Below are 22,442 nucleotides of genomic sequence, written 5' to 3'. Positions count from 1 at the left end.
CCAGGCGATGAAGACGATCCACCCGCTCGTCTTAGGGGCATCGGCCGTCTTACTGTCGACCGGCATCCTGCTGACGGGTAGTCCGGCGCACGCCGGAGCGGACCCTCCGGGTTCGGGCGCCCGAGGCGAGTCGGATCCCGACGATGGCACCATCAGCGCCACCGCCACTCAGGTCGTCGTCACGCAGACCGGCGGGGCGGAAGGGGGCAAGCCCATCAGCGCGGTGGACACGAACTGGACGCCGCCGCCGTGCTGGCACGAGCCCGTTGCCACTCCGCGGGAGCTGGAGCAGGCGGTAGACGCCATCGAGAACGGCAACCTCGTGCCCGTCAACAGCCGCCTGCAGTGGGGCGTCGACCTCATGCACGAGCACTACCGCGACGGCGGCGACGGGAATCCCGAGAACTACAACCTCGACAAGCAGGGCGAGGGTATGTGGTGGCGCGCGGTGCGCAATCCCCACCGGGAGGACGACATCGAGGCCGGCGAGTGCGACCAGCAGCTCATGTTCTGGGCAGACAACGGCACCGCCCCCGACGTGCCCACCGCCATCACCCCCGAGATGCTCGCCGAGTATGCCTACGACTCCGTCAAGGTGCCCGGCACCGAGATCGAGATGCAGCCAGCCGACGACCGGCTGAAGGTGAACCTGCCCACCTGGATCTGGCAGGAGCCCGCCGCCTTCGAGGAGGTCCGGGTGCGGGCGGAGCTGCCCGGCACCGGGCTGTGGGCCGAGACCACCGCCACCCCCACGAGCCTGCGGCTCGACCCGGGGACACAGGACGCGGTCGTCCATCCGGAGGTCGGGGAGTGTGCGATCAACGACGATGGCAGCGTCGGCAGGAAGTACCGCAGCGGCGACGCCGAGGCGGTGCCGCCGTGCGGGATCACGTACCACCGCTCCAGCGAGGCGGTCGGCGGTTCCTACGAGCTGAAGGCGTCGATCACCTGGGAGGTCGACTGGACCGGCTCGGGCGATACGGGCGGGGACCTGCCGGACGGCCTCTTCGAGACGACGTACGACGTGACGGTGGAGGAGATCCAGACCGTGGTGCGCTGACCGGGACGCTTCCGGCCCCGGTCACTCCTCGGTGAAGACGAAGGCGCGGCCCAGCGCCTGGTCGGTGATGCAGGTCTGCAACTCGCTCATGGTCAGCCTTTCGGCAAGGACCGTGACGGCCAGCTCCCTGCCCTCGACGATGGTGGACCCCAGCATCATCAGCCGCCCCAGCAGGTCGGATGCCTCCTCGCCGCCGACGGCGTTCGACTCGGGCTCGGGCGGCCGGGAGGCGTCGCGCGGCCTCGTACGGCGCAGCGCGATGCGGACTTCCGCCAACTCCTCCGAGCTGATCGTCAACTTGTCACCCACGGAGGCTCCTTGCCTTGATAACGACTCGTTCCGGTTGCCGTGCCTCTCCGATGTGTTCGGTGGCGGACGGGCTTTCGGCAACACGGCGGGGGGAGCGGAGGGCGCACGTGGGAGACAGGCCGGCCGACTGGTCCGTGGTGGGCCTGCCGGGAGACCCGGTACCGGCTGATGTGGAGACCCTGCGGAAGTTCAAGAAGTTCTGCTCCGCGCGGGAAGACGACGCCCGCCGCGCCTCCGACCGCACCTACAGCCTGATCGTGCGGGTGGAAGACGCCGGTCTTGCGGGTGACTGGAAGAAGGCGCTCCTGGGCCGGCTGGCCTTCATGTACGGGCAGTTGGAGAGCGAGGCCAGGGGTTACATGGGTGCCGGAGAGGCACTCGAAGCCTTCATGAGGGCCGCCGGGCCGATCCAGGAGCGGGCGGATGCCGCACTCCAGCAGGCCCGGATGACCACGGGACGGATGTCCGCGGCCATGGAGCAGGTCGCCGCGTACTACGAGCAGAAGAAGACACTGGAACGGCGCGGCGGGCGCGTGGACCCGTGGGACTTACGTGAGCGCGGCCGGCGGCAGGAGTCGGCGGAGCAGGCCGCGCACGAACTCCTCCGGCATCACGAGGCCGCCGCGGAGGCGAAGGGCGACTTCGACAACGTCCTGGCGAGATTCCTCGACGAGCTGCACGACGCCCTGAAGTACCACCTGGTCCGGGCCGTCCGCGGGGACGTCCAGCCGCCCGACACCATGCCCGGCGGGAGGGACCCGGCCTGGTGGGAGACGGCGCTGCACTACCGCGCCCGGGTCGAGGGGATCCTGGACGGCGCGCTGGAGACCGGCGGTGCGATCACGGCGCAGACCCTCGACGGCGCCACCGACGTCGGGGCGGAGCTCACCTTGATGATGGTGGGCGTACGCACACCCGGCGGCCCGGGTGCGGCGTGGGCTCTGGCGGGGGACCGGGCGGCGGTGTCGGCGTACTCGGGGAGCTACGCGTTCGGCACGTACGGGGCGGGGTCCCTGGACGAGGGCCGGCTGTACGCGAAGACCTGGATCCAGAACACGCCGGAGGGCCAGCGCCCGCACCGCCCGCCGCCCCCGGACCGCGGGCCGGGGAAGTGGTCGGACGATCGGCGGGAGTCGATGTCGGTCGAGACGGCGGAGGCGCAGGAGCGGGCCACGGGCGTGAAGTGGCCGTGGACGTACAGGTACCGGGGCAAGCGGTGGGACAACTACGAGGACGGGCACCTGGTCGACGCGAAGGCGAGCTACGAGAAACTGATCAGCAAGGAGACCGACAGGTTCTACCCCTTTATGGAGAAGGAACAGGTCGCCGAGGCGGAGCGGGCCTTAACGGCGGCCGGGGGCGAGCCGGTCCGCTACGTTGTCACGCACGAGCCCACCTACCACGCCTACCGGGCGCTGTTCCTAGAGAGAGATATCCCGATTGAAGTCGTCTACAAGCCGTGAGGGGAATGCCGTCATGAACAGGCCAGATCCCGGCGACCTCCATCTCGGGGCGTATTGGGGTGCACGGGACGAGAGCGCGGAAAAGGTCACCGCGCGCATCGGTGAGACTCTGCGGGCGTTGGGCGACGTGCACCCAGCTCTCGGATCCTGGTGGTGGGAAGACCGCGAGGAACCTGTCGAGCCTGGCTCGCCATGGTTCCGGAACGCGGTCGTCGCGGCCCGGAGGGGACATTCCGATGAAGGATCTCTGGAGGGTGTCGGCTACTCCATCGGCTTTCACAGCGAGCAGTTCCCCGACTATCACAGCGGACCAGGTGCGGACAGCATGTCAACGCTGAGTTTTCGGGCTGGAGAGAGTGCGATCCCACGTCTGGGGAACGCGGTGTCCTTTTCCCTGCCGTTGCCGGAGTACGCTCCGAGCGGGCTCTACGACCCGGGCGGCATGCGCAACGCAGTGCACTGGGTTGCCGATATCTGGCGTCCTGAATACGCGTTGTGCGCAACCCGCGGACAACGCGAGGGCCAGGGGAACTGGATGACGGTCCGTCCGCACGTTGGGTGGATCACGTATCTGGGGCCCACATACATCGACGGCATCGAGCGCGCCGAACTCCCCCATGGCGTCCAGGCCGCCGCGCGGGCCGGGGGAGCGCTGCTCTGGTTTCCGCTGCCCGTGGAGGACGTCACCCCCGGCATGGTGGTCGATCTGCGGCGGGCGCTCGTCGGTGCCGGGTGTCTGCCCGGCGGGGGTTGGCGGGGCGGGTCAGCCGTTGGCCAGGGCCTGGAGGCGGTCGTAGGCGCCGTTGAACTTGTTGTGGTCGCCGACCGTCGGGCCCGTCGAGGTGTACTGCCAGAAGGTGTAGAAGCCCCAGCCGGCCGGCAGCGTGCCCGGCGAGGAGGCGTAGCGGGCGATCCACAGCGGGTGGTTGCCCGCGTAGCCGCCGTAGTTGCCGGTGCACTGGGTCCACCAGTTGGTGTTCGTGTAGATCACCGCGTACCGGCCGGTGCGCTCGCGGTAGCGGGTGAGGAAGGAGCTGATCCAGCTCCGCATCGAGGCCTGGCTGAGGCCGTAGCACGTGGCGCCGTAGGGGTTGTACTCGATGTCCAGCACGCCCGGCAGCGTCTTGCCGTCGCGGGACCAGCCGCCGCCGTTGCTGGCGAAGTAGTCGGCCTGGGCGGCGCCGCTGGCGCCGTTCGGGAGGGCGAAGTGGTACGCGCCGCGGATCATCCCGACGTTGTACGAGCCGTTGTACTGCTGGGCGAAGTACGGGTTCTTGTAGCTCGTGCCCTCGGTCGCCTTGACGTACGCGAAGCGGTTGCCGGCGTTCCAGAGCGTGGACCAGTTGACGTTGCCCTGGTGGCTGGAGACGTCGACGCCCTCGACGGTCGCCAGCGGACCGGCCTCCTGGCCGGCGGCGCCGGCCGATCCCGCGGGGGCGCCGGTGCCCTCGTGGAGGCGGATGCCGGCGCCCATGTACGCCTCGCCGCGTTCCAGGTCGCGGGGGTTGGGGTTGAGCCGGTCGCCGGCCGCGGCGGCGGGGCTGGTCAGGCCGGCGACGAGGGAGAGCGAGGTCGCCGCGGTGGCGATGGCGGCGGCGAGGGAGCGGCGCCCGATGCGCCGGCGGGTGCGGACTGCGGATGACATGCGTTCCTCCGGGTGTGGGGGTTCCTCGGTGGTGCCGGATTTGCCGGTGGTACCGGTGGTACCGGTGGTGCCGTGGTTCCGGTAAGCCGTGATTCCGGTGGTGCCGGTAGGCGGAGGGTGCGGAGGTGCCGGGCGTGTGGTGCTGCCGGCTCGGGGGTGTGGCGGGAGTGGCGGGGCGGCAGTGGCCCGTCCTCGTACGCCTGCGGGGCCTTGCCCGGCCCTTGGTGTGGCCATGTCACTACGTGCTGCGCCGAAGGTAAGCGCACTGCGCGGGGAGGGAAAGAGGGTCCGGCAGGTGCCTTTGGTCTACGCCTGCGAAATACTGGGGGAGCTGCGGCTTCTGCCGCTTCTGAAGAAAACTTTCAGCCCGTGGAAAGCCGGAAGGGCCCCTGACGTGCACAAGGCCGAAACCCCCGGAGGCGAGCGGGAGGACGAGGGAAATGGTGTGGACCACGTCTTCCTCGATCTGGAGCGGGAACTCGCCGTCTTCTACCGCCGGGCCCGCGGTATCGCGGCGGACATGGCCCGCCAGGTCGACCCCGGGCTCGAACCCGGCGCGTACGCCCTGCTGGCCCAACTGGAGGGCGCCGGGCGGCGCGCCACCGAGCTCGCCGCCTACTTCAACATCGGCAAGGCGACCGTCAGCCGGCAACTGCACGCCCTCGAAGAACTGGGCCTCGTCGACCGCGAGCCCGACCCCGCCGACGGCCGGGCCGCGCTCGTGCGGCTGACGGAGGAGGGGCGGCGGCGGGTGCTGAGCGTACGGCGGGCACGGCACGCCGAGTACGTGCAGCAGCTCGCCGGATGGGACCCGGCCGAGGTCGCGGAACTGGCCCGGCTGCTGGGGCGGTTCAACGAGCTGAGCGCGGGCGGGGGCGGGCGGCGGTAGGGCCGGGCGCTCGCTCGCCCGCCGGCGCCGTCTCCGGCGGCGCGGCTCTTGTGCGGCCGCTTCCCCGTCGGTCGTGCGCCGTCGGCCGCGCGCCCGCCGCCGGGTTCGCCGTCAGCCGTGTGCCGCCAGGTTCCCCGTCATCTTCCGCAGCAGCGCCTTCGTCTGCTCCTGCTCCTGCTCCGTCAGCCCCATCGCCTCGTCCAGCGACGGCACCACGACGTTCGCCTTCCGGCGCAGCTCCGTGCCCTCCGGCGTGAGCGACACCTCCACCAGCCGCTCGTCGTCGGCGCGGCGCCGCCGCGTCACGAGCCCGTTCGCCTCCAGCCGCTTCAGCAGCGGGGTCAGCGTGCCGTAGTCCAGGTGCAGGGCGGCGCCGAGGCTCTTGACCAGCGACGGGCCGTTCTCGTAGAGGGCGACCAGCACCAGGTACTGCGGGTAGGTCACGCCGAGCTTGTCGAGCAGCGGGCGGTAGGCGTTCATGATCGCCCGCTGCGCGGAGTACAGGGCGAAGCAGATGAACTCGTCCAGCTTCCGGAACTCTTCCTCGGCCCCCGGCGCCTCGGCCGGGGTGTCGGTGGTGGCCATACGGGCCCCTCTCTCTGCTCGTACCGTCATCGTACCCGTCCGGGAGTCCGCAAGTGAATTACGAACGATTGACTTGTGTGCAAGGTAATCGTGCTCTAGTGTTATGGCACCGAGAGGGACCGACCCGCAGAGGAGCAACCGCCGTGTCCGAGAACCCGAAGCCCGCCGCCTACACCCCCGCCGCCCCCGTCCTGGAACCCGCCGCCGCGGCCTTCGCCGAGGCCACCGCGAACCCGCCCTACCTGTTCGACCTCGGCCCGGCCGAGGGCCGCAAGACCGTCGACGAGGTGCAGTCGGGCGAGATCGAGAAGCCCGAGGCCGCCGACGAGTGGGTCACCGTGCAGGGCGGGCCGACCGGTTCGGTACGCGCCCGGATCGTCCGGCCCGCGGACGCCGCCGGGCCGCTGCCCGTCATCCTCTACCTGCACGGCGCCGGCTGGGTGTTCGGCAACGCCCACACCCACGACCGGCTGGTGCGCGAGCTGGCGGTGGGTGCGAAGGCGGCGGTGGTCTTCCCCGAGTACGACCTGTCGCCCGAGGCGCGCTATCCCGTCGCCATCGAGCAGAACTACGCGGTCGCCCGCTGGATCGTCACCGACGGCGCCGCCCACGGGCTCGACCCCGCGCGGATCGCCGTCGCGGGCGACTCGGTCGGCGGCAACATGTCGGCCGCCCTGACCCTCCAGGCCAAGGAGCGCGGGGACGTACCGCTGGTGCAGCAGGTGCTGTTCTACCCGGTCACGGACGCGAGCTTCGACACCGGTTCGTACCGCCGGTTCGCGGAGGGCTACTTCCTGCGCCGCGACGCGATGCGGTGGTTCTGGGACCAGTACACGACAGACGAGGCGCAGCGCGCCGAGATCACCGCCTCCCCGCTGCGGGCGAGCGTCGAGCAGCTCACGGGCCTGCCGCCGGCGCTCGTGATCACCGCCGAGGCCGACGTCCTGCGGGACGAGGGCGAGGCGTACGCGAACAAGCTGCGCCAGGCCGGGGTGCCGGTCACCGCCGCCCGCTACCAGGGCGTCATCCACGACTTCGTGATGCTCGACGCCCTGCGCGAGACCCAGGCCGCGGACGCCGCCATCGCGCAGGCCGTCGCCGTCCTGCGCGGCGCGTTCGGCACCGAGTGAGTCCGTACCGCCCCTTCCCGCCCCTCCGTTCGGCCCGGGCCGCTTCCCCAGCAGCCCGGGCCGCGGGCCGTCCGGACGCCGGTCAGCCGTCAGCCGTCAGCCGTCAGCCGTCACAGCTCCACCAGCACCGCCGACGCGTCGTCGTGCACCTTTCCCCTGCGGTACCGGCTACGGTCCGCGTCCGCCGCCTCCGCCGCCCGTACCTCCGCCACCACGCCCTGCGGCCCCGCCTTCCGCGCCCGCTGCAGCAGCGCCGTCCAGTCGCCGAAGCCGAACACCTCCGTCCAGCGCGTCACCCCGTCCGTCAACGCCGCCAGCGCCGCCACCTCCGTACGCGGCACGCTGCCCACCACCGCCCGCGCGGCCACTTCCGGGTCGGCGGCGGCGGTGAAGAAACCGCCCTCGACGTTGCGCATCTCCTCCGCCGGGCGACTGCGCGGCAGTTGCGCCAGCCGCAGGTCGAGCACCGGCCGCACCGCGCCGTCCGGCCGCTCCAGCAGCAGCGCCGCGTCGCACAGCACCAGGTGCTCCACCGTCTCGCCGTCCCAGCGCGCCGCCGCCACCGTGGCCTGCGGCGTCCGCCGGTGGGTCAGGTCGCAGGCCGGGCCGTGGGCCGCGGCGGTGCGGCGGACGGCCTCCGCCAGGCAGTCCGCGAGCGGGGTCTCGCGGGTGCCGGCCAGTTCCAGGAACGCGCCGCCGAGCCGCGCCACGAACCACGGCACCCCGTGGACGCAGCCGGTGTCCCCGTCCCGCGGCGGCGTCACGCCGTCCAGCACCACCACGGCCCCGCCGGCGCCGGAGGCGGGCAGGGCCACGGCGGCGTAGTCCTCGTTCGGGGCGGGGGGTGCGGCGGGGTCGCTGGCCAGTTCGATGCGCATGATCCCAGTCTGCCTGTACGGGCCGTGCGGCCCGTGACGCCGAGCGGACGGCCCGGCGGCACCCCGGCACAACATGTTCGCTCGTTCGAGTGAGCACCGGGGCAAAGTCAGCCTGCATAGGACACCTGCTGCCAAGGTCGTGCCGCGGGCCCGAGGCACAACAGGACTCAGCCACCAACAGTCCGAAATGCAAGGACATGGTGCCGCGGGACGAAGAGTCGAAGGAGGGCCATTGCGGACCCCCGTGCAGCCGGATCGGCAGGAGGGCAGGGGCAGTGGGCGCCGTCACGGCGCGCGCCCCGCGCCGCGGACGTCGCCGCGCGCCAAGGCGGCGTACCTCGTCGTCGGCGCCGCGGTACTCGCGGCGGGCGTGCCCGGCCTGGTCGGCGCGCTCCGCGCCGTCCGCGGCCCGGACCCGGAGGGGCGGGCGCAGGCGGCGAGCGCGCTGCAAGTGCACGGCGCGCTGCTGGCGTTGTGCGCGGTGCTGGCCGTGGGCGTCGTCGTGTACGCGGCGCGCGGCGTGCGCGCATCCGACGGTGCCGACACGGCGGACCGCGGCGCGCGGACGGCGGCCGAACTCGCCGCCGTACGCGCGGAGCTGGCGGTGGCCAAGGAGAACCACGTCGCCGAGCGCGACTCGCTGCTGCGCGAGCGGGCGGCGCTCGCCGAGCGCATCGGCGGGCTCCAGGCCAGCGTCCAGGGCACGTTCGTCGGGCTGTCGCGCCGCACCCTGGGGCTGGTGGAGCGCCAACTGTCGTTCATCGACGAGCTGGAGGCGCACGAACAGGAGCCCGGCACGCTGGAGACCCTGTTCCGGCTCGACCACCTCGCGGCCTGCATGCGCCGGCACAGCGAGAACCTGCTGGTGCTCGCCGGCGCCGACCACCGCGGGACGCGCCGCGCGAACGTCCCGCTGATCGACGTGCTGCGCGCGGCGGTCGGCGAGGTCGAGTCGTACCAGCGGGTGGTGCTCTCCCCGGAGGTGCCGCAGGTGCACGTCACGGGCTTCGCCTCCGGGGATGCGAGCCACCTGCTGGCGGAGCTGCTGGAGAACGCCACGTCGTGCTCCCCGCCGGAGTCCGAAGTGCTGCTGACCGGGCGGCTGCTGGGGACGGGCGACCTGCTGCTCGTCGTACGGGACGAGGGCATCGGCATCAGCCCGGCGGGCCGGGTCGACGACCTCAACGCCCGGCTCGCCGACGTCGACCCGGGTCCCGCGCCGCGCGAGGCGCTGGGGCTGGGGCTGTACGTGGTCGCGCGGCTGGCGGCGCGGCACGGGGTGGGCGTGGAGCTGCGGCCCCGGGACCGCGGGCTGGACGCGGAGGTGCGGCTGCCGGCGCGGCTGCTGGTGGGCGGCGCGGCGGTCGGCGCGGTCGACGGCGGCGGTGCCGCCGGGATCGCGGGGGTCGGTACGGCGGGCGGCGGTGGCGCCGCGCTGGCCGGTGGGGCGGCCGCCGCGGTGGTCGCTGCCGGGGGCGTTGCCGCGGCGGCCGGTGGTGCGGGGCACCCCGTGCCCGTGTCCGCGGCGGTCGGCGCGGACGGCGGCGGGCGGGGGAGCGCAGCGGCAGCGCGGGGCCCGGAGCCGGGTCCGGCAACGGGCGCGGGGGTCCTGGGCGTTCGGGACGGCGGTGCGGCGCCCGTACGGCTCGGGCCGCTGCGCTCCGCCCCGCCGCCCGGCGGCGTGGGGCCGTCGCCGCCGCCGTTCGCGTCGGCCCGGCCCGCCGTCGCGCCGCGGACCGGGGGATGGGTGCGCGCCGAGGCGGGGATGCTGCCGCGGCGCAGGCCCGGCGGAACGGTCTCCGGCGGCGCGGTCGCGGCGGTCCCGCACGGTACGGCGGCGGGCGCCCCCCTGCCGGCCGGCGGCGGGACGACCGCCGGTGCGGCGGTGCACGGTGCGGTGCCCGGTCAACCGGCGCCCGGCCGTGCGGCAACCGCCGGTCAGGCGGCGTCCGCACACGTGGCAGCCGACCACGCCCCGCCCGGTCACCCGGCGTTCGAGCACCCCGCGTCCGGCCACCCGGCCGGAGGCGGGGTGGCCCCGGGCCACCCGGCGACGCTCCATCCCGCGCCCGGCCGTCCGGCGACCGGCTCCGCGGCGCTCAGCCCCGTCCCGGCCGGACGGGCCGCCGTCGGGAGTCCGGCCCCCGGTGCTCCGGCCGCCCGTGCCGTCGCCCCGCAGCGCGGCGCCGAGTCCACCGGCGGGTGGTCCGCGGCCCCGGTACGTGCCGTGGTCACCGTGCCCGCGCAGGCCGAGCGGCGGGGCGTGGACGCGCGGGAGGTGCGGCGGTTGCTCGGGGGGTTGCAGCAGGGGTCTCGGGACGGGCGGCGGGCCGCCGCCGCGGAGGCCGCGACATGGGACGCGAAGGAGCAGGGAGCCAGTACGTGAACAGCACACAGGACCACCGGGACACCATCAGCAGTCTGCGGTGGATGCTCGACAACTTCACCGCGGAGGTGCCCGGCGTACGGTCCGTGGTCGTCGTCTCCGTCGACGGGCTCCCCCTCCTCGCCGCCCCGCCGCAGTCCGCGTCGGCCGGCGAGCAACTGGCCACCGTCGTCTCCGGCATCGGCGGGCTCACAGGCGGGGCCGCGGACGTCATGGACGGCGGCAGGGTGAAGCAGACGATGGTGGCGATGGAGGACGGCTGCCTGGTGGTGATGCAGGCCGGCGACGGCTCGCTGCTCGGGGTGCTGACCGAGCCGGACTGCGACCTGAGCGTGGCCGCGTACCACATGGAGCTGTTCGTCGGCCGCGTCGGCCACGTCCTCACCCCCGGTCTGCGCGGCGAGCTGACCGGCTGAACCGCCGCCGTCAGCCGGGGCGTACGGCGCCGCGCAGGGGGCGGATGGTGACGGGGACGACCCGCAGCCGCTGCCCCGTGCGCGGCGCTTCGACCACCCGGCCGTGCCCCAGGTACAGGGCGACGTGCGAGGCGTCCCGGTGGTACACCACGATGTCCCCCGGCCGGATCCCGGCGAGCGGCACCCGGCGCAGCTCCCGCCACTGACCCCGCGCCGTACGCGGGATGCGGACGCCCGCCTCCCGCCACGCCCGCTGCGTGAGACCGGAGGAGTCGAAGGCCCGCGGCCCGCCCGCGCCCGCGCGGTACGGCTTGCCGACCTGGTCCAGGGCGTACGACACGGCCCGCCGCCCGGCGCGTGACGGCTCCCGCTCCGCCGCCCCCCACGCACCCGGCTCCCGCGCCCGTTCCGTACCGCCAAAAGCGCCGGGACGCGAGCCGCCCGGCTTGCCGTCCGCCACCGCGTCCGGGCCGCCGCCGTCCTCCTCGTCCGGCGCCATCAGCTCCCGCCGGTCCGCCTCCGCCCCCCGCACCTCCAGCCGGTCCAGCGCCGCCAGCTTCGCGGGAGTCAGCTCCGCGAGCGCGTCCGCCACCTCCACCAGCCGGTCGTCCACCCGGTCCCGGCGCCGCTTCCGTTCGCCCGTCAGCTCCCGCTGCCGGTCGAGCGCCTCCCGCGAGGTGTCCGCCAGCGCGCCGAGCCGCTTGGCGCCCGACTCCAGGCGGGTCACGACGGCGGCCTGGTTGCCGATGGCGCGGCTGATGACCTGCTTGCGGTCGAGCGCGGTCTCCGTGTCGCGCGCGACGAGGAGTTGCAGGTACGGGGCGAGCCCGGGGCCCCGGTACTGCGCGCGGGCGAGGAGTCCGGCGCGGCGGCGCGCCGCGGCGAGGTCGGCGCGGGTGTCGGCGAGGTCGCCGGCGAGCCGGGCGGTCTCCGCGCGTACGTCCTTCAGGTCCTCCGCGGTCGCGTGGTACGCCTCGGTGGCGCGCTCGGCCTGCCCGTGGAGGGTCTGGAGCCGGGTGAGCAGTTCGCCGAGCGGGGCGTCGGCGGCCGGCTCCGCGCCCTCTGCCGCCGGTTCCGCGGGGCCTGAGGGTGCGTCTGCCGCATCTGCCGCATCTGCCGCATCTGCTGCGTCCGGCGCGTCAGCCGCATCCGGTACGCCTGGTACGTCCGGCAAGGGGGCCGCGTCGGCGGGCAGGGCCAGCACGGTGGCGAGGAGGACGGCGGAGGCGGTGGTGAGGGCGGGGCGACGGATGCGTGACATGTACGCAAGGCTTCCCCCGCCGTCGCCGCCTTCCCGTCAGCACTGGGCGAAACCGAGTAATACCATCACTCGTGAGGATTGACGGCCCGTCAGCGCGACCACGGCCACGGGCGCCGCTCCGGCACGCCTTCCGGGTCGTACGTGTAGACCCATCCCCGCGGCAGCTTCAGCCGCGGGCTGAGGTTCGCCGGCTCCAGTCGGTAGACGTGCACCGTCGGCGGGCCCCCGGCGGGGTCGGGCACCGGGACCTCGTAGACCTTCGGCGGCCGGCCCGTCGCGCCGACGTGCACGGCGAGCGTGCGGCCGTCCAGCGGGCCCCCGACGAACGCGGTGTCCTCCGTGCGCACGGTCAGTCCTCGCCGAGGAGGTGCGCGGCGTCGGGCAGGAACGGCGCGATGCGGCGTACGAGGTCGCCCGCGGGGCCGTCCGCCGTCTCCAGCTCCAGCGCCCGCCGCAGCACCCGGCCGCACTCCTCGTCGCCCGCGGCCGTGGCGACCAGCAGCGCGACGAAGTGGTCGACGAGCCAGCCGCGCAGCTCCGGCAGCGGCGGTTGCTTGCCCTCGTCCAGCCAGATCAGGGACGCGCCCTCGACCGCGGTGATCCACGTGCGGATCATGGTCAGCAGCCGGTGGCCGGGCTCGGGCACCTCGATGTGCAGCAGGATCTGCTCGGCGGCGGAGCGGCGCACCTCGTCGACGATGGCGGTGGTGCGGCTGGTCTGGACGACGCTGCCGCCCTGCAGCAGCGCCTTGAAGCCGGCGTCGTGCTCGTCGACGAAGCCGAGGTAGCTGTCCAGGGCGCGGGTGAGGCGCCGGGTGAGCGGACCCTGCGGCGGCTGGCGGAAGCACAGCTCCAGCTCGTCGGCGGCGCTGCGCAGGGCGGCTTCGTAGAGCTGCTGCTTGCCGCCGGGAAAGTAGCGGTAGACCAGCGGGCGGGAGACCTGCGCGGCGGCGGCGACGTCGTCCAGCGAGACGTCCTCCGGCGCGCGGTGCGCGAAGAGGCCGAGCGCGGCGTCGAGCAACTGGCTGCGGCGCTGGGAGACGCTCAGCCTGCGGTACGCGACCGCCGGCTGGGACGCGGCGGGGCGGGCTCCCCGGTCGGACGCAGTGCTCATGTCCGGCAGCGTAGCCCGCCGGGCCGGCGACGGCCGCCCCGGCCCGTCCGGGTCCCGTGCGACCTGCTGGGATGCCTCCGGCTGCACTCCCGCCGCCCGCGCCTGCCCCGTGCGCGCCGGATGCGCCGGCTCCGGCCGCTGCGTGCGCACCGGCCCGCTCAGGCCAGCAGGCCCGAGCTGCGCCACAGTCTGCGCCCGACGCCCTGGATCACCCCGATGTCGTCGAGGAAGTCCGTCAGCCGCTTCGCGCCGGTCTGCATCACCTCGCGCCGGTGCGGGCTGGCCTTCACCTGCGCCACCGCCTCCGCCCGGTCCAGGCCCGCGTCCGTGTACACCTGCGGGTTGACGAAGGAGACGGAGAACACGCGCGCGGCCTCACCGGAGGTGAGCCGGGTGAGGTTCCGCTCCCAGCGGGGCGCGGTGAGCATCTGCCGGCGCAACTCCTCGCGCGCGTACCGGACGTGCCGCGCCTCCTCGACGACGTGGATCCGGGTCACGCCGCGCACCAGCGGCTGGATCCTCTCGTCGGGGAAGGTCAGCCGCTGCATCCAGTCGAGGATCTCCTCGCCGAGGAGGGTCGCGGTGAAGGAACCGGGGGTGGTGGAGAAGGTCTTGAAGATACGGGCGAGGTTGTGGTGGAACCGGGTGACCGGGTACGGCTCCGCGCCGCCCTTGGTGATCATCCGGGCGAACATCATGGAGTGCCGGCACTCGTCGGCTATCTCGGTGAGCGCGTAGCGCGCGTGGTTGCTCGTGACCGGCTTGTCGTAGATGTGCCGGACGAGCAACTGCATGAGGATGATCTCGAACCAGATGCCCAGCGAGGCCAGCGACGCGGCCTCCAGCCTGGCCAGCTCCCTCCGCTGCTCCTCGGACATCCGCCGCCACAGGGGGGTGTCGTAGAGGGAGACCAGCTCGGGCGGCCAGAACCACTTGCCCTCTTCGACCGGGGCGTCCCAGTCCAGTTCCCTGTCGGGGTCGAAGGAGTGCTTCTCCGACGCGGCGAGGAGTCGTTCCGCGACCTTCTCGCGGTCCTTGAGCGGGCCGAGCGCGTCCGTCAGGGCGAGGTGCCCCGTCGTCGTGGTCATCGCGTCTCCTGGGAGAGTTACCGGCGGTCCCTCTTATGAGACAACTTGTCAGCAAGCCCGTCAATGCCCCGGACGCGTTTGGTTGACGCATGAGTAAGGTGGCCAACAGGCGGGCGGCGGGCGTCACTCGACGGTGACGATGCACGTGACCCGGCCGTGGGAGCGCTCGGCCTGCTCCTCGCACTCCTCCCGGTTCGCGTCGCTGCTGGAGGCCAGGAGCCAGAAGAAGGCGCCGCCGACGATGAGGAAGATCAGGCCGATGAGGATGCCGATCAGGATCTCCTTCACCCGGGGCATCGTAGAAGCGCGCCCGGGGAGCGGTCCCGGGCTTCCCCGGCCCGCTTCGTACGACGGCGGCGCACGTCTGTGCCGTACGGACCGAAAGCCGTGGCCCGCCGCCGGGTTCAGCGCAGCGCCGCCCGCATCACCCCGCGCGCGACCGGGGCCGCGCTGCCGCCGCCGCTGATGTCCGCGCGGTCCGCCTCCGCGTCCTCCACGACCACCGCCACCGCCACCCCCGGCACGGCCGTCCGCGGACGCTGCGCCCAGGAGATGAACCAGGCGTACGGGCTCTCGGAGTTGTCCACCCCGTGCTGCGCCGTGCCCGTCTTGCCGCCGACCGTCAGCCCGTCGATCGCCGCCAGACCGCCGGTGCCGTCGCTGACCGCGTCGATCATCATCTGCCGCAGCAGCGCCGCCGTCCCCGGCGTCATCGCCGTCTCCTCGTACGCGGGACGGGTCCGCGCCACCGTCTCGCCGTCGGCCTCCGCGAGCCGGTCGACCAGGTACGGGCGCATCGACCGGCCGCCGTTGGCGATCGTCGCCGCGACCCGCGCCATCTGCAGCGGCGTCGCCCGGGTGTCGTACTGCCCGATGGCCGACAGCGCGACCTGCGCCGGATCCATCCGCGTGTTGACGTGACTCGGCAGCACGGGCGAGGGGAGCGACAGACCGCCGTCGTTGAAGCCGAACGCCTCCGCGGTCTCCACGATCTGCTCGGTGCCCACCGTCGCGCCGAGCTTCGCGAAGACCGTGTTGCAGGACTCCGCGAACGCCTCCCGCAGGGGCGCGTCGGCGCAGCCGCGCGACTCGTTGCGCAGGAGCGTGGTGCTGCCGATGAGGCGGTACGGGCTCGGGGTGCGGGTCGGCGCGTCGATGTCGGTGACGGTACCGGACTCCAGCGCCGCCACCGCCGTGATCACCTTGAACGTGGAGCCGGGCGGATACGTCTGCCGGATCGCCCGGTTCAGGAGCGGCTGGGCGGGGTCCTCGGTGAGCCGGTTCCAGGCCAGCGTGGTGGCGGGGGAGTTGCCGGAGAGCAGCGCGGGATCGTAGCCGGGGCTGCTGACCAGGGCGAGGACGCGGCCGGTGGCGGGTTCGAGGGCGACGACGGCGCCCTTGCGGCCGCGCAGCCCGCGGAACGCCGCCTTCTGCACCGCCGGTACGACGGTGGTGTGCACCTGGCCGCCGGGCTGGCGGCTGCGGGTGAGGTCGCCCCAGAGCGGCAGCGGGGCGAGCCGGCCGTCGGTGCCGGCGAGGACGCGGTCCTCGGTGTCTTCGAGGAGGGTGGCGCCGTAGAGCTGGGAGGCGAATCCGGTGACGGGGGCGTAGAGGCGGCCGTTCGCGTACGAGCGCTCGTAGCGCAGGCCCTGGCGGGTGTCGGCGGAGCCGGTGAGGCGGCGGCCCGCGGCGTAGATGTCGCCGCGGGGCTGGGCGTAGCGCTCCAGGGCGTGCCGGCGGTTGGCGGGGTTGGCGTCGTACTCGGGGGCGTTGAGCACCTGGACGCGGGCGGCGCCGACCAGGAGGCCGAGGAAGAGCAGCAGGCTGCAGGCGGCGGCGATACGGGTGTTGCGGATCACCGGGCGCCGTCCGCGGGGTGCGCCTCGTCGACCACGGGGACGACGAGGGGGACGGTCGCGCAGGCGGGCGCGGGTTCGGGTTCCGGTTCCGGCCGCGCGGGCGCGGGCTCCGGTGCCGGGCGCTCCTCCGGCGGCGTACGGGCCTCGTCGCTGAGCCGTACGAGCAGCGCGACGATCACCCAGTTCGTCACCACGGAGGAACCGCCCTGCGCCAGGAACGGCGTCACCATCCCGGTCAGCGGGATCAGCCCCAGCACCCCGCCCGCGATCACCACCACCTGCAGCGTGATGATCGCCGCCAGCCCCGCGGCGAGCAGCGCGCCGAACGGCTCGCCGATGGCGATGGCGGTGCGGTAGCCGCGGGCGACGAAGAGGGCGTAGAGGAGGAACAGCGCGGTCAGCCCCGCGATCCCCAACTCCTCGCCCGCGGTGGCCAGGATGAAGTCCGACTTGCCCGCGAAGCCGATCAGCAGCGAGTGCCCCTGCCCGAGCCCCGCGCCCAGCGCCCCGCCCGCCGCGAACGCGAACAGCGACTGCGCCAACTGCCCGGGGCCGTGCCCCTCCTCGATGGCCCGGAACGGCGACAGCCAGTCCTCCACCCGCGTGTGCACGTGCGGCTCCAGCGCCCCGACAGCCACCGCCCCCGCCGCGGCCAGCAGCAGCCCGACGGCCAGCCAGCCGAACCGGCCCGTGGCCACGTACAGCATCGCCACGAACAGACTGAAGAACAGCAGCGAGGCGCCGATGTCCCGCTCCAGGATCAGCAGCGCCAGGCTGATCCCCCACACCGCGACGATCGGCCCGAGCACGCGCCGCGGCGGCAGCAGCAGGCGCCGGATGCGCGGGCCGCTGGTGAAGGTGAGGGCGTGGCGGTTGGCGGCGAGATACGAGGCGAAGAAGATCGCCAGCAGCACCTTGGCGAACTCGCTGGGCTGGAGGGAGAGACCGCCGATCCGGATCCAGATCCTGGCGCCGTTGACGGCAGGGAAGAGGATCGGCGCGGCCATCAGGCACAGGGCGGTGAACGCGTACTTCGCGGCGCGGGGGCGCAGGTCGCGGTGGTCGCGCAGGAAGAGGAGGACGCCGGCGAAGAGGACGACGCCCACGGTGGACCAGAGGAGTTGGGTGGGTGCGGCGCGGTCGCCGGGGGTGTCCTGGTCGAGGCGGTGGATGAGGACCAGGCCGAGGCCGTTGAGCAGCAGCGCCACGGGCAGCAGCACGGGGTCCGCGCGGGGGGCGCGGAGGCGGACGACGAGGTGGGCGACGAGGGCGAGCCCGGCGAGGCCGCCGAGGTGGGTGGCCAGGTCCGCGGGCAGCGCGCCGGAGGTGGCGTAGCCGACGGCGGCGTAGCCGTAGGCGATGACGCCGACGGCGCAGACCAGGAGCCCGAGTTCGGCGCCGCGGCGGCGGGGGCGGGGCACGGGGGGCGGCGGCGTGGCCAGCCGCCGGGCACGGCCCGGCGGGCGGAGGGCCTGGGCCGGGTCGGTGGCGGTGGTCATGCGGGCAACGTAGCAAGCGGTGGCCGTTTTGCCGGGTATGCCAGGTATGGGGGTGGGTCGCGGGGAGGGCCGGGGCGGGATCCGGCGGCGGGTCCGCGGAGTCGGCCGCGAGCGGGTCCGGCCGCGCGCGGGTGCCGGACCCGCGGGCAGGTCCGCGGGCGGCGGTACGGGGTGGAGGGCCTGCCTCGGCGGGGTCAGCCTTCGGCTCGTACCGCCTGCGCGAAGCGGTGTGCCACCTGCTCCCAGACCTGTGCCGACTCCTGCTCGTCGCGGTCCGCCTCGGCACGCAGCCGGGCCGGGTCGAAGCCGCGGGCGCGGATGGACTCGTCGCTCCACGCGTGGACGCGGTCGGCGCCGGCCTCCGGGTGGAACTGCACGCCCCACGCCCGGTCGCCGTGGCGGAACGCCTGGTGCGGGCAGCGCTCGCTCTCCGCCAGCCACACCGCGCCTGCCGGCAGCTCCGTGATGGCGTCGACGTGCCGCTGGACGGCGGTCACCCGCGGCGGGAGCCCGGCGAAGAGCGGGTCGTCCGCGGCCTCCGGGCGCAGCGTGATCGGCGTGCTGCCCAGCTCCGGCTCGCCGTGCGAGGCGGTGACCCGGCCGCCGGCGACATGGGCGAGAAGCTGGCCGCCCTGGCAGACGCCGAAGACCGGGACGTCCCGCTCCAGCGCCTCGCCGACCAGTTCGCGCACCGCCGCCAGCCACGGCATCGCCGTGTCGTCGTCGGGCATGGGGCCGCCGCCGAGCGGCAGGATCGCGGCGTGGTCCAGGCGGCGGGGGAGGGGTGCGCCCGCGTAGGCGTGGACGACGTCGAGGGCGACGCCGTCCTGCTCCAGCCACGCGCCGAAACGGCGGGCGCCGCCGCTGCGGCCGTTCTGCACCACGAGAACCTTCGTCATGCGTGCGATTCTCGGTCAGCTACGGGCGCGGGGTGTCGGCGGGGGTGGCCTGCTGCGGGACGGCGGCGGGCGGGATCGCGCCGGCCGGTACGGCATCGGTGGGGACGCCGTAGGCGGGGACGGTGTCGGCGGGGACGGCATCGGCCGGTACGGCGTCGGCGGGCTCGGCGTCGGCCGGTGTCGCGTCGGTGCGTACGGCGTCGGAAGGCACCGCGTCCGCCGGCTCCGCGGCCGGCTTCGCCGCCTCCCCGAGGGCGATGACGACCTTGCCCGACGTGAGGTCTATCGGCCCGCGGTGCGGATCGCCCGAGCCGACGTCGTCCACGACGAGCTCCATCCGCTCCCGCGCCCGCCGGGCGTGGGCATGGCTGGGCGCGAACAGCTCCGCAACGATGTTCATCCCCGCGCCTCCCGCGACTCGGCTCGTTCGAACAACGCCGCGGCCCGCGGAACCGTTCCCGCCCCCGCCGCCCTCAGGCCGTCAGCCAGCCGCCCGAGACGTCCACGTCCGTGCCCACGACCGGCGCCGCGGCGGACGAGCCCAGCCACATCATCACCGCGGCCATCTCCTCGGCCCGCACGATGCGCCGGATCGGGTAGTCCTGCGCGATCTCCTCGTACGTCAGGCCGAACGCCTCCGCCGCCCGCCGCAGCATCGGGGTGTCCACCGCCCCCGGGGCGAACGCCGTCACGCGCACGCCCTCCGGCGCGTACTCCAGCGCCGCCACCTTGGTCAGCGACGCCACCGCGTGCTTGCTGGCGTTGTACGGGGAGATGGTCGCGAAGCCCACCTCCGCGGAGATCGAGGCGGTGTTGACGACGACACCGCCGCCCTGCGCCAGCATCTGCGGGATCTCGTACTTCATGGCGAGGAACGTCCCGGCGGCGTTGGTGCGCCACACGTCCTCCATGTCCGCGAGCGTCTGCTCGTGCAGCCGCGCCGCGCGCGGGCTTTCGATGCCCGCGTTGTTGTACGCGACGTCGACGCGCCCGTACCGCCGCACGCAGCCGTGCACGAAGTCCCGTACCTGGTCCTCGTGGCGCACGTCCGTGCGCATGTACGTGGCCTCCCCGCCCGTGCGGCGGATGTCCGCCTCGATCTCGCGGCCGAGCCGGGCCCGGCGCCCGCAGAAGAAGACCTTCGCGCCGCGGCGGGCCAGCGCGCGGGCGGCGGCCTCGCCCATGCCGGAGGTGGCGCCGGTGACGAGTACCACCTTGCCGTCGAACTCACCGTCACCGGCGCTCCTCGCGTCGCCGGCGGCCGGGGACGCGGCCCGCGCGGTCCCGGTCCCGACGGCTCCGGCGGCCAGCCCCGCGGTCAGGCCGGCGGCGCCGGTCCGGAGCAGGGCGCGTCTGGACGAGGGCCGGTGGGCGCCGGGCCGGTGGGCGCCGGGCCCATCGGGGGCCGGCCGGCCCGCGTCGGGGCGGGCAGGGTCGGGCCTTGTGGCTTCGAAGTCCGGTGCGGTCATGGGCGGGCTCCTCTCCGCGGTACGGGTGGGGCCGCGGGGCTCGGCCCGTACCGGCTCGTCTTCCGGTCGGGACCACCGAAACACCGGAGTTCGGGGCGGGTCCAATGCCTGCACCCATACGCTTCGGGCATGGACGAGCGGCCGGTCACCGAGGTTCCGGCGACGGACGTGGACACGCGCGTGCTGCGCTACTTCCTCGCCGTGGCCGAGCGGTTGAGCTTCACGGCCGCCGCCCGCGAGCTGTACGTCACCCAGCCCTCGCTGAGCCGGCAGATCCGCCGGCTGGAGGCGGACCTGGGCGCCGAGTTGTTCGAACGCGCCGGGCACGAGGTGCGGTTGACCGCGGCCGGCGAGGCGCTGGTGCCGGCGGCGCGCCGGATCACCGGCGACTGGGCGGCGGCCGTACGCGAGGTCCGTACCGCCGCGGCGGCCGCCCGCAACGTGCTGCGGCTCGGCTTCGTCGCCACCGGCGCGGGACCGCTGGGGCCGCGGGCGCGGGCGGCCTTCGCCGCGCGGCGGCCCGGTGCGGTGCTGGAACCGAAGCGGTTCGACTGGGGCGGCGAGGCCGAGGGCCTGCGCCGGGGCCTGGCCGATGTGGCGTTCGTGTGGCTGCCCGCCGACCTGACGGGGCTGCACGCGCGCACCGTCGCCACCGAGCGCCGCTGGGTCGCCCTCCCGCGCGCGCACCCGCTGGCCGCGCGGCCGGACGTGGGCATCGCGGACCTGGGCGACCAGCAACTGATGTGGACGCGCAGGGCGCCGAAGGCGTGGGTCGACTGGTGGGCGGTCAACCCGCGGCCGGACGGCTCGGAGCCGGTGTGGGGACCGGAGAACGACAACGTCGAAGAGATGCTGGAGCAGGCGGCGGCGACCGGGGCGGTGTGTTTCGCGGGGGAGTCGATGACCACGTACTACACGCACCCGGAGCTGGTCTGGCGGCCGGTCCGCGACATCGAGCCGCTGCGGATCGCGGTGGCCTGGCCGCGGGAGCGGACGAGCCCGCCGGTGGCGGACTTCCTGGCGGCGGTACGGGAGTGCGTCCGCGACCCGGAGGCGTACGCGTGAACGCTCAGCCCTCCTGCGCCTCGTAGCGCTCGCGGGCGGCGTGCACCTCCTCGATGTGCTCCTCCGCCCAGTCCTTCACCGCCGTGAGAAGCCCGGCGAGGCTGCGGCCGAGCGCCGTCAGTTCGTAGTCGACGCGGACGGGGACGGAGGGCGTGACGGCGCGGGTGAGGATGCCGTCGCGCTCCAGGGTGCGCAGGGTCTGGGTGAGCATCTTCGGGCTGACGCCGGCGATCTTCCGGCGCAGGTCGCTGTAGCGCCGCGGGCCGCCGGCGAGGGCGGCGACGACGAGGCTGACCCACTTGTCGCTGAGGCGGCCGAGGAGCTGGTTGGTGGGACAGTCCCGCATGAACGCGTCGTACGCGAAGCGCGCTTGCTCGCGTCGCTGGGCCGCCGTCGTGGTCGCCATGGCTCTCCTCCGGGTGGCCTAGGCACTCTCAGGTAACTACTTACCGATGGATACTAACTCTTCCTAGGGTTGCGGCAGCAGAGATCGATACCGATCAGGGAGAGAACTGGCCATGCGTGCTGCAGTGGTGACGGAGTTCGGCGGCCCCGAGGCCGTGACGATCGCCGACGTGGAGGTGCCGGAACCGGGCGCGGGGCAGGTGCGGATCAAGGTGGCCGCGGCGGCGGTCAACCCCGTGGACGGCGGGACGCGCGCCGGCGTCTTCGGCGCCGCGCCGGGCGGGACGTACACGGGACTCGGCTGGGACGTCGCGGGGACGGTGGACGCGGCGGGCGCGGGGTTCGCCGTGGGCGACGCGGTGGTGGCGCTGGTGCACGGGGTGGCGAAGCCGCTGGGCTCGCACGCCGAGTACGTGGTCGTGGACGGTGCGGCGGTGGCCCAGGCCCCGACGACGGTGGACGCCGTGCACGCCGCGGCGTTCCCGCTCAACGCGCTCGCCGCCGACCAGGCGCTGGGCCTGCTCGACCCCGCGCCGGGCACCTCGCTGCTGGTCACGGGTGCGGCGGGGGCGCTGGGCGGGTACGCGATCCAGCTCGCCGCCGCCCGCGGCGTCACGGTGACGGGCCTGGCCCGGGTGTCCGACGAGGAACTGGTCCGCGCCCTCGGCGCGGCGTTCACCACGGCCCCGGTCCCCGCCGCCTACGACGCCGTGCTCGACGCGGCGGTGCTCGGCGGCGAGCGGGCGCTGCCCTGGACCCGCGACGGCGGCGCGTTCGCCGCGGTCATCCCGAACACCGCCCCGGCCCCGGTCCGCGGCATCCGCACGGCGGCCCTCGACGTCCGCGCCGACGGCCCGCGGCTGGCGGAACTGGCCCGGCTCGTCGACGACGGCGTGCTGACCCCCCGGGTCGCTGAGACCTACGACCTGGCCGACGCCCCGAAGGCGCACGCCCGGCTGACGGAGGGCGGCATACGGGGACGCCTGGTGCTGGTGCCGTAGGACGGGGCGCGCTGCCGTAAG

Annotated in this window: 23 protein-coding genes; 8 read left to right on the top strand and 15 right to left on the bottom strand. The window is 74.3% G+C overall.

The features are described 5' to 3' along the window. Positions 1 to 7 precede the first annotated feature (7 nt). On the top strand, positions 8 to 1,060 hold the full coding sequence (locus ABGA99_RS32345; protein WP_347584034.1) for a hypothetical protein: 1,053 nt from the start codon (positions 8 to 10) through the stop codon (positions 1,058 to 1,060). A 21-nt stretch (positions 1,061 to 1,081) separates the two neighbouring features. On the opposite strand, the gene ABGA99_RS32340 is transcribed toward ABGA99_RS32345, so the two are convergent. Beyond that, entirely contained in the window at positions 1,082 to 1,369 is a 288-nt protein-coding gene (locus ABGA99_RS32340) for a hypothetical protein (RefSeq protein WP_347584033.1), read from the bottom strand. A 107-nt stretch (positions 1,370 to 1,476) separates the two neighbouring features. Here ABGA99_RS32340 and ABGA99_RS32335 point away from each other — a divergent pair, with 107 nt between their 5' ends. Continuing rightward, positions 1,477 to 2,832 (top strand): hypothetical protein, encoded by a 1,356-nt coding sequence (locus ABGA99_RS32335; protein WP_347584032.1) that lies wholly within the window; start codon positions 1,477 to 1,479, stop codon positions 2,830 to 2,832. A gap of 763 nt (positions 2,833 to 3,595) precedes the next feature. Here the strand turns inward: ABGA99_RS32335 and ABGA99_RS32330 are convergent. After that, entirely contained in the window at positions 3,596 to 4,477 is an 882-nt protein-coding gene (locus ABGA99_RS32330) for a lysozyme (RefSeq protein WP_347580323.1), read from the bottom strand. Between the two features lie 445 nt (positions 4,478 to 4,922). Between ABGA99_RS32330 and ABGA99_RS32325 the strand changes: the two genes are divergently transcribed. Beyond that, the gene (locus tag ABGA99_RS32325; RefSeq protein WP_347580386.1) at positions 4,923 to 5,366 is read left to right on the top strand and encodes a MarR family transcriptional regulator; all 444 of its coding nucleotides are present in this window, start codon (positions 4,923 to 4,925) and stop codon (positions 5,364 to 5,366) included. A 111-nt stretch (positions 5,367 to 5,477) separates the two neighbouring features. Here ABGA99_RS32325 and ABGA99_RS32320 read toward each other — a convergent pair whose 3' ends face one another. Further along, the gene (locus ABGA99_RS32320) at positions 5,478 to 5,951 is read right to left on the bottom strand and encodes a MarR family transcriptional regulator (RefSeq protein WP_347580324.1); all 474 of its coding nucleotides are present in this window, start codon (positions 5,949 to 5,951) and stop codon (positions 5,478 to 5,480) included. Positions 5,952 to 6,094: 143 nt separating this feature from the next. Here ABGA99_RS32320 and ABGA99_RS32315 point away from each other — a divergent pair, with 143 nt between their 5' ends. Continuing rightward, positions 6,095 to 7,081 carry an alpha/beta hydrolase gene (locus ABGA99_RS32315; protein ID WP_347580325.1) on the top strand — a complete coding sequence of 329 codons (987 nt, stop codon included), beginning with the start codon at positions 6,095 to 6,097 and terminating at the stop codon, positions 7,079 to 7,081. A gap of 110 nt (positions 7,082 to 7,191) precedes the next feature. Here the strand turns inward: ABGA99_RS32315 and ABGA99_RS32310 are convergent, their stop codons facing one another. Next, a complete protein-coding gene (locus ABGA99_RS32310) occupies positions 7,192 to 7,959 on the bottom strand; it encodes a protein phosphatase 2C domain-containing protein (protein WP_347580326.1) in 768 nt (255 codons plus the stop codon). A 232-nt stretch (positions 7,960 to 8,191) separates the two neighbouring features. Between ABGA99_RS32310 and ABGA99_RS32305 the strand changes: the two genes are divergently transcribed. Continuing rightward, positions 8,192 to 10,345: an ATP-binding protein gene (locus ABGA99_RS32305; protein ID WP_347584031.1), complete on the top strand. Its 2,154-nt coding sequence runs from the start codon at positions 8,192 to 8,194 to the stop codon at positions 10,343 to 10,345. Continuing rightward, the gene (locus tag ABGA99_RS32300; protein WP_347580328.1) at positions 10,342 to 10,761 is read left to right on the top strand and encodes a roadblock/LC7 domain-containing protein; all 420 of its coding nucleotides are present in this window, start codon (positions 10,342 to 10,344) and stop codon (positions 10,759 to 10,761) included. Before ABGA99_RS32305 ends, ABGA99_RS32300 begins: the two co-directional genes overlap by 4 nt. A gap of 10 nt (positions 10,762 to 10,771) precedes the next feature. Here the strand turns inward: ABGA99_RS32300 and ABGA99_RS32295 are convergent, their stop codons facing one another. The 10 genes from ABGA99_RS32295 to ABGA99_RS32250 form a co-directional block, all read right to left on the bottom strand. After that, on the bottom strand, positions 10,772 to 12,022 hold the full coding sequence (locus ABGA99_RS32295) for a C40 family peptidase (RefSeq protein WP_347584030.1): 1,251 nt from the start codon (positions 12,020 to 12,022) through the stop codon (positions 10,772 to 10,774). Between the two features lie 89 nt (positions 12,023 to 12,111). Next, a complete protein-coding gene (locus ABGA99_RS32290; RefSeq protein WP_347580330.1) occupies positions 12,112 to 12,369 on the bottom strand; it encodes a hypothetical protein in 258 nt (85 codons plus the stop codon). A gap of 2 nt (positions 12,370 to 12,371) precedes the next feature. Next, a complete protein-coding gene (locus ABGA99_RS32285) occupies positions 12,372 to 13,136 on the bottom strand; it encodes a TetR/AcrR family transcriptional regulator (protein ID WP_347584029.1) in 765 nt (254 codons plus the stop codon). Positions 13,137 to 13,294: 158 nt separating this feature from the next. Then, complete coding sequence (locus tag ABGA99_RS32280) at positions 13,295 to 14,224, bottom strand: diiron oxygenase (RefSeq protein ID WP_347580332.1); 930 nt, start codon at positions 14,222 to 14,224, stop codon at positions 13,295 to 13,297. 123 nt (positions 14,225 to 14,347) lie between these two features. Continuing rightward, positions 14,348 to 14,512 (bottom strand): hypothetical protein, encoded by a 165-nt coding sequence (locus ABGA99_RS32275; RefSeq protein WP_347584045.1) that lies wholly within the window; start codon positions 14,510 to 14,512, stop codon positions 14,348 to 14,350. Positions 14,513 to 14,628: 116 nt separating this feature from the next. Then, on the bottom strand, positions 14,629 to 16,083 hold the full coding sequence (locus tag ABGA99_RS32270) for a penicillin-binding protein 2 (RefSeq protein WP_347584028.1): 1,455 nt from the start codon (positions 16,081 to 16,083) through the stop codon (positions 14,629 to 14,631). Beyond that, positions 16,080 to 17,582: an FtsW/RodA/SpoVE family cell cycle protein gene (locus ABGA99_RS32265; RefSeq protein ID WP_347584027.1), complete on the bottom strand. Its 1,503-nt coding sequence runs from the start codon at positions 17,580 to 17,582 to the stop codon at positions 16,080 to 16,082. The genes ABGA99_RS32270 and ABGA99_RS32265 overlap by 4 nt, the downstream gene beginning before the upstream one ends. 194 nt (positions 17,583 to 17,776) lie before the next feature. Then, positions 17,777 to 18,481 (bottom strand): type 1 glutamine amidotransferase, encoded by a 705-nt coding sequence (locus ABGA99_RS32260; protein WP_347584026.1) that lies wholly within the window; start codon positions 18,479 to 18,481, stop codon positions 17,777 to 17,779. A gap of 19 nt (positions 18,482 to 18,500) precedes the next feature. Continuing rightward, positions 18,501 to 18,881, bottom strand: coding sequence for a DUF6191 domain-containing protein (locus ABGA99_RS32255; RefSeq protein WP_347584025.1), 381 nt, complete (start codon positions 18,879 to 18,881; stop codon positions 18,501 to 18,503). 73 nt (positions 18,882 to 18,954) lie between these two features. Continuing rightward, positions 18,955 to 19,950 (bottom strand): SDR family NAD(P)-dependent oxidoreductase, encoded by a 996-nt coding sequence (locus tag ABGA99_RS32250; RefSeq protein WP_347584024.1) that lies wholly within the window; start codon positions 19,948 to 19,950, stop codon positions 18,955 to 18,957. A 129-nt stretch (positions 19,951 to 20,079) separates the two neighbouring features. Between ABGA99_RS32250 and ABGA99_RS32245 the strand changes: the two genes are divergently transcribed. Then, positions 20,080 to 21,015, top strand: coding sequence for a LysR family transcriptional regulator (locus ABGA99_RS32245; protein WP_347584023.1), 936 nt, complete (start codon positions 20,080 to 20,082; stop codon positions 21,013 to 21,015). A 4-nt stretch (positions 21,016 to 21,019) separates the two neighbouring features. Here the strand turns inward: ABGA99_RS32245 and ABGA99_RS32240 are convergent, their stop codons facing one another. Further along, positions 21,020 to 21,421, bottom strand: coding sequence for a helix-turn-helix domain-containing protein (locus ABGA99_RS32240; RefSeq protein WP_347580339.1), 402 nt, complete (start codon positions 21,419 to 21,421; stop codon positions 21,020 to 21,022). 112 nt (positions 21,422 to 21,533) lie between these two features. Here ABGA99_RS32240 and ABGA99_RS32235 point away from each other — a divergent pair, with 112 nt between their 5' ends. After that, positions 21,534 to 22,421 carry an NADP-dependent oxidoreductase gene (locus tag ABGA99_RS32235; protein WP_347584022.1) on the top strand — a complete coding sequence of 296 codons (888 nt, stop codon included), beginning with the start codon at positions 21,534 to 21,536 and terminating at the stop codon, positions 22,419 to 22,421. Positions 22,422 to 22,442: the final 21 nt, after the last annotated feature.

Source organism: Streptomyces sp. B5E4 (assembly GCF_039871555.1).
In the GTDB taxonomy this organism is placed as follows: Bacteria; Actinomycetota; Actinomycetes; order Streptomycetales; family Streptomycetaceae; genus Streptomyces.
This window is presented reverse-complemented; position numbering and strand designations above follow the sequence as displayed.

Coding starts and splice junctions, on each gene's coding strand:
- ABGA99_RS32295 (WP_347584030.1), bottom strand. CDS start 12,022: ATGTCACGCATCCGTCGCCCCGCCCTCACCACCGCCTCCGCCGTCCTC.
- ABGA99_RS32265 (WP_347584027.1), bottom strand. CDS start 17,582: ATGACCACCGCCACCGACCCGGCCCAGGCCCTCCGCCCGCCGGGCCGT.
- ABGA99_RS32245 (WP_347584023.1), top strand. CDS start 20,080: ATGGACGAGCGGCCGGTCACCGAGGTTCCGGCGACGGACGTGGACACG.
- ABGA99_RS32310 (WP_347580326.1), bottom strand. CDS start 7,959: ATGCGCATCGAACTGGCCAGCGACCCCGCCGCACCCCCCGCCCCGAAC.
- ABGA99_RS32320 (WP_347580324.1), bottom strand. CDS start 5,951: ATGGCCACCACCGACACCCCGGCCGAGGCGCCGGGGGCCGAGGAAGAG.
- ABGA99_RS32250 (WP_347584024.1), bottom strand. CDS start 19,950: ATGACCGCACCGGACTTCGAAGCCACAAGGCCCGACCCTGCCCGCCCC.
- ABGA99_RS32345 (WP_347584034.1), top strand. CDS start 8: ATGAAGACGATCCACCCGCTCGTCTTAGGGGCATCGGCCGTCTTACTG.
- ABGA99_RS32260 (WP_347584026.1), bottom strand. CDS start 18,481: ATGACGAAGGTTCTCGTGGTGCAGAACGGCCGCAGCGGCGGCGCCCGC.
- ABGA99_RS32330 (WP_347580323.1), bottom strand. CDS start 4,477: ATGTCATCCGCAGTCCGCACCCGCCGGCGCATCGGGCGCCGCTCCCTC.
- ABGA99_RS32235 (WP_347584022.1), top strand. CDS start 21,534: ATGCGTGCTGCAGTGGTGACGGAGTTCGGCGGCCCCGAGGCCGTGACG.
- ABGA99_RS32240 (WP_347580339.1), bottom strand. CDS start 21,421: ATGGCGACCACGACGGCGGCCCAGCGACGCGAGCAAGCGCGCTTCGCG.
- ABGA99_RS32255 (WP_347584025.1), bottom strand. CDS start 18,881: ATGAACATCGTTGCGGAGCTGTTCGCGCCCAGCCATGCCCACGCCCGG.
- ABGA99_RS32285 (WP_347584029.1), bottom strand. CDS start 13,136: ATGAGCACTGCGTCCGACCGGGGAGCCCGCCCCGCCGCGTCCCAGCCG.
- ABGA99_RS32280 (WP_347580332.1), bottom strand. CDS start 14,224: ATGACCACGACGACGGGGCACCTCGCCCTGACGGACGCGCTCGGCCCG.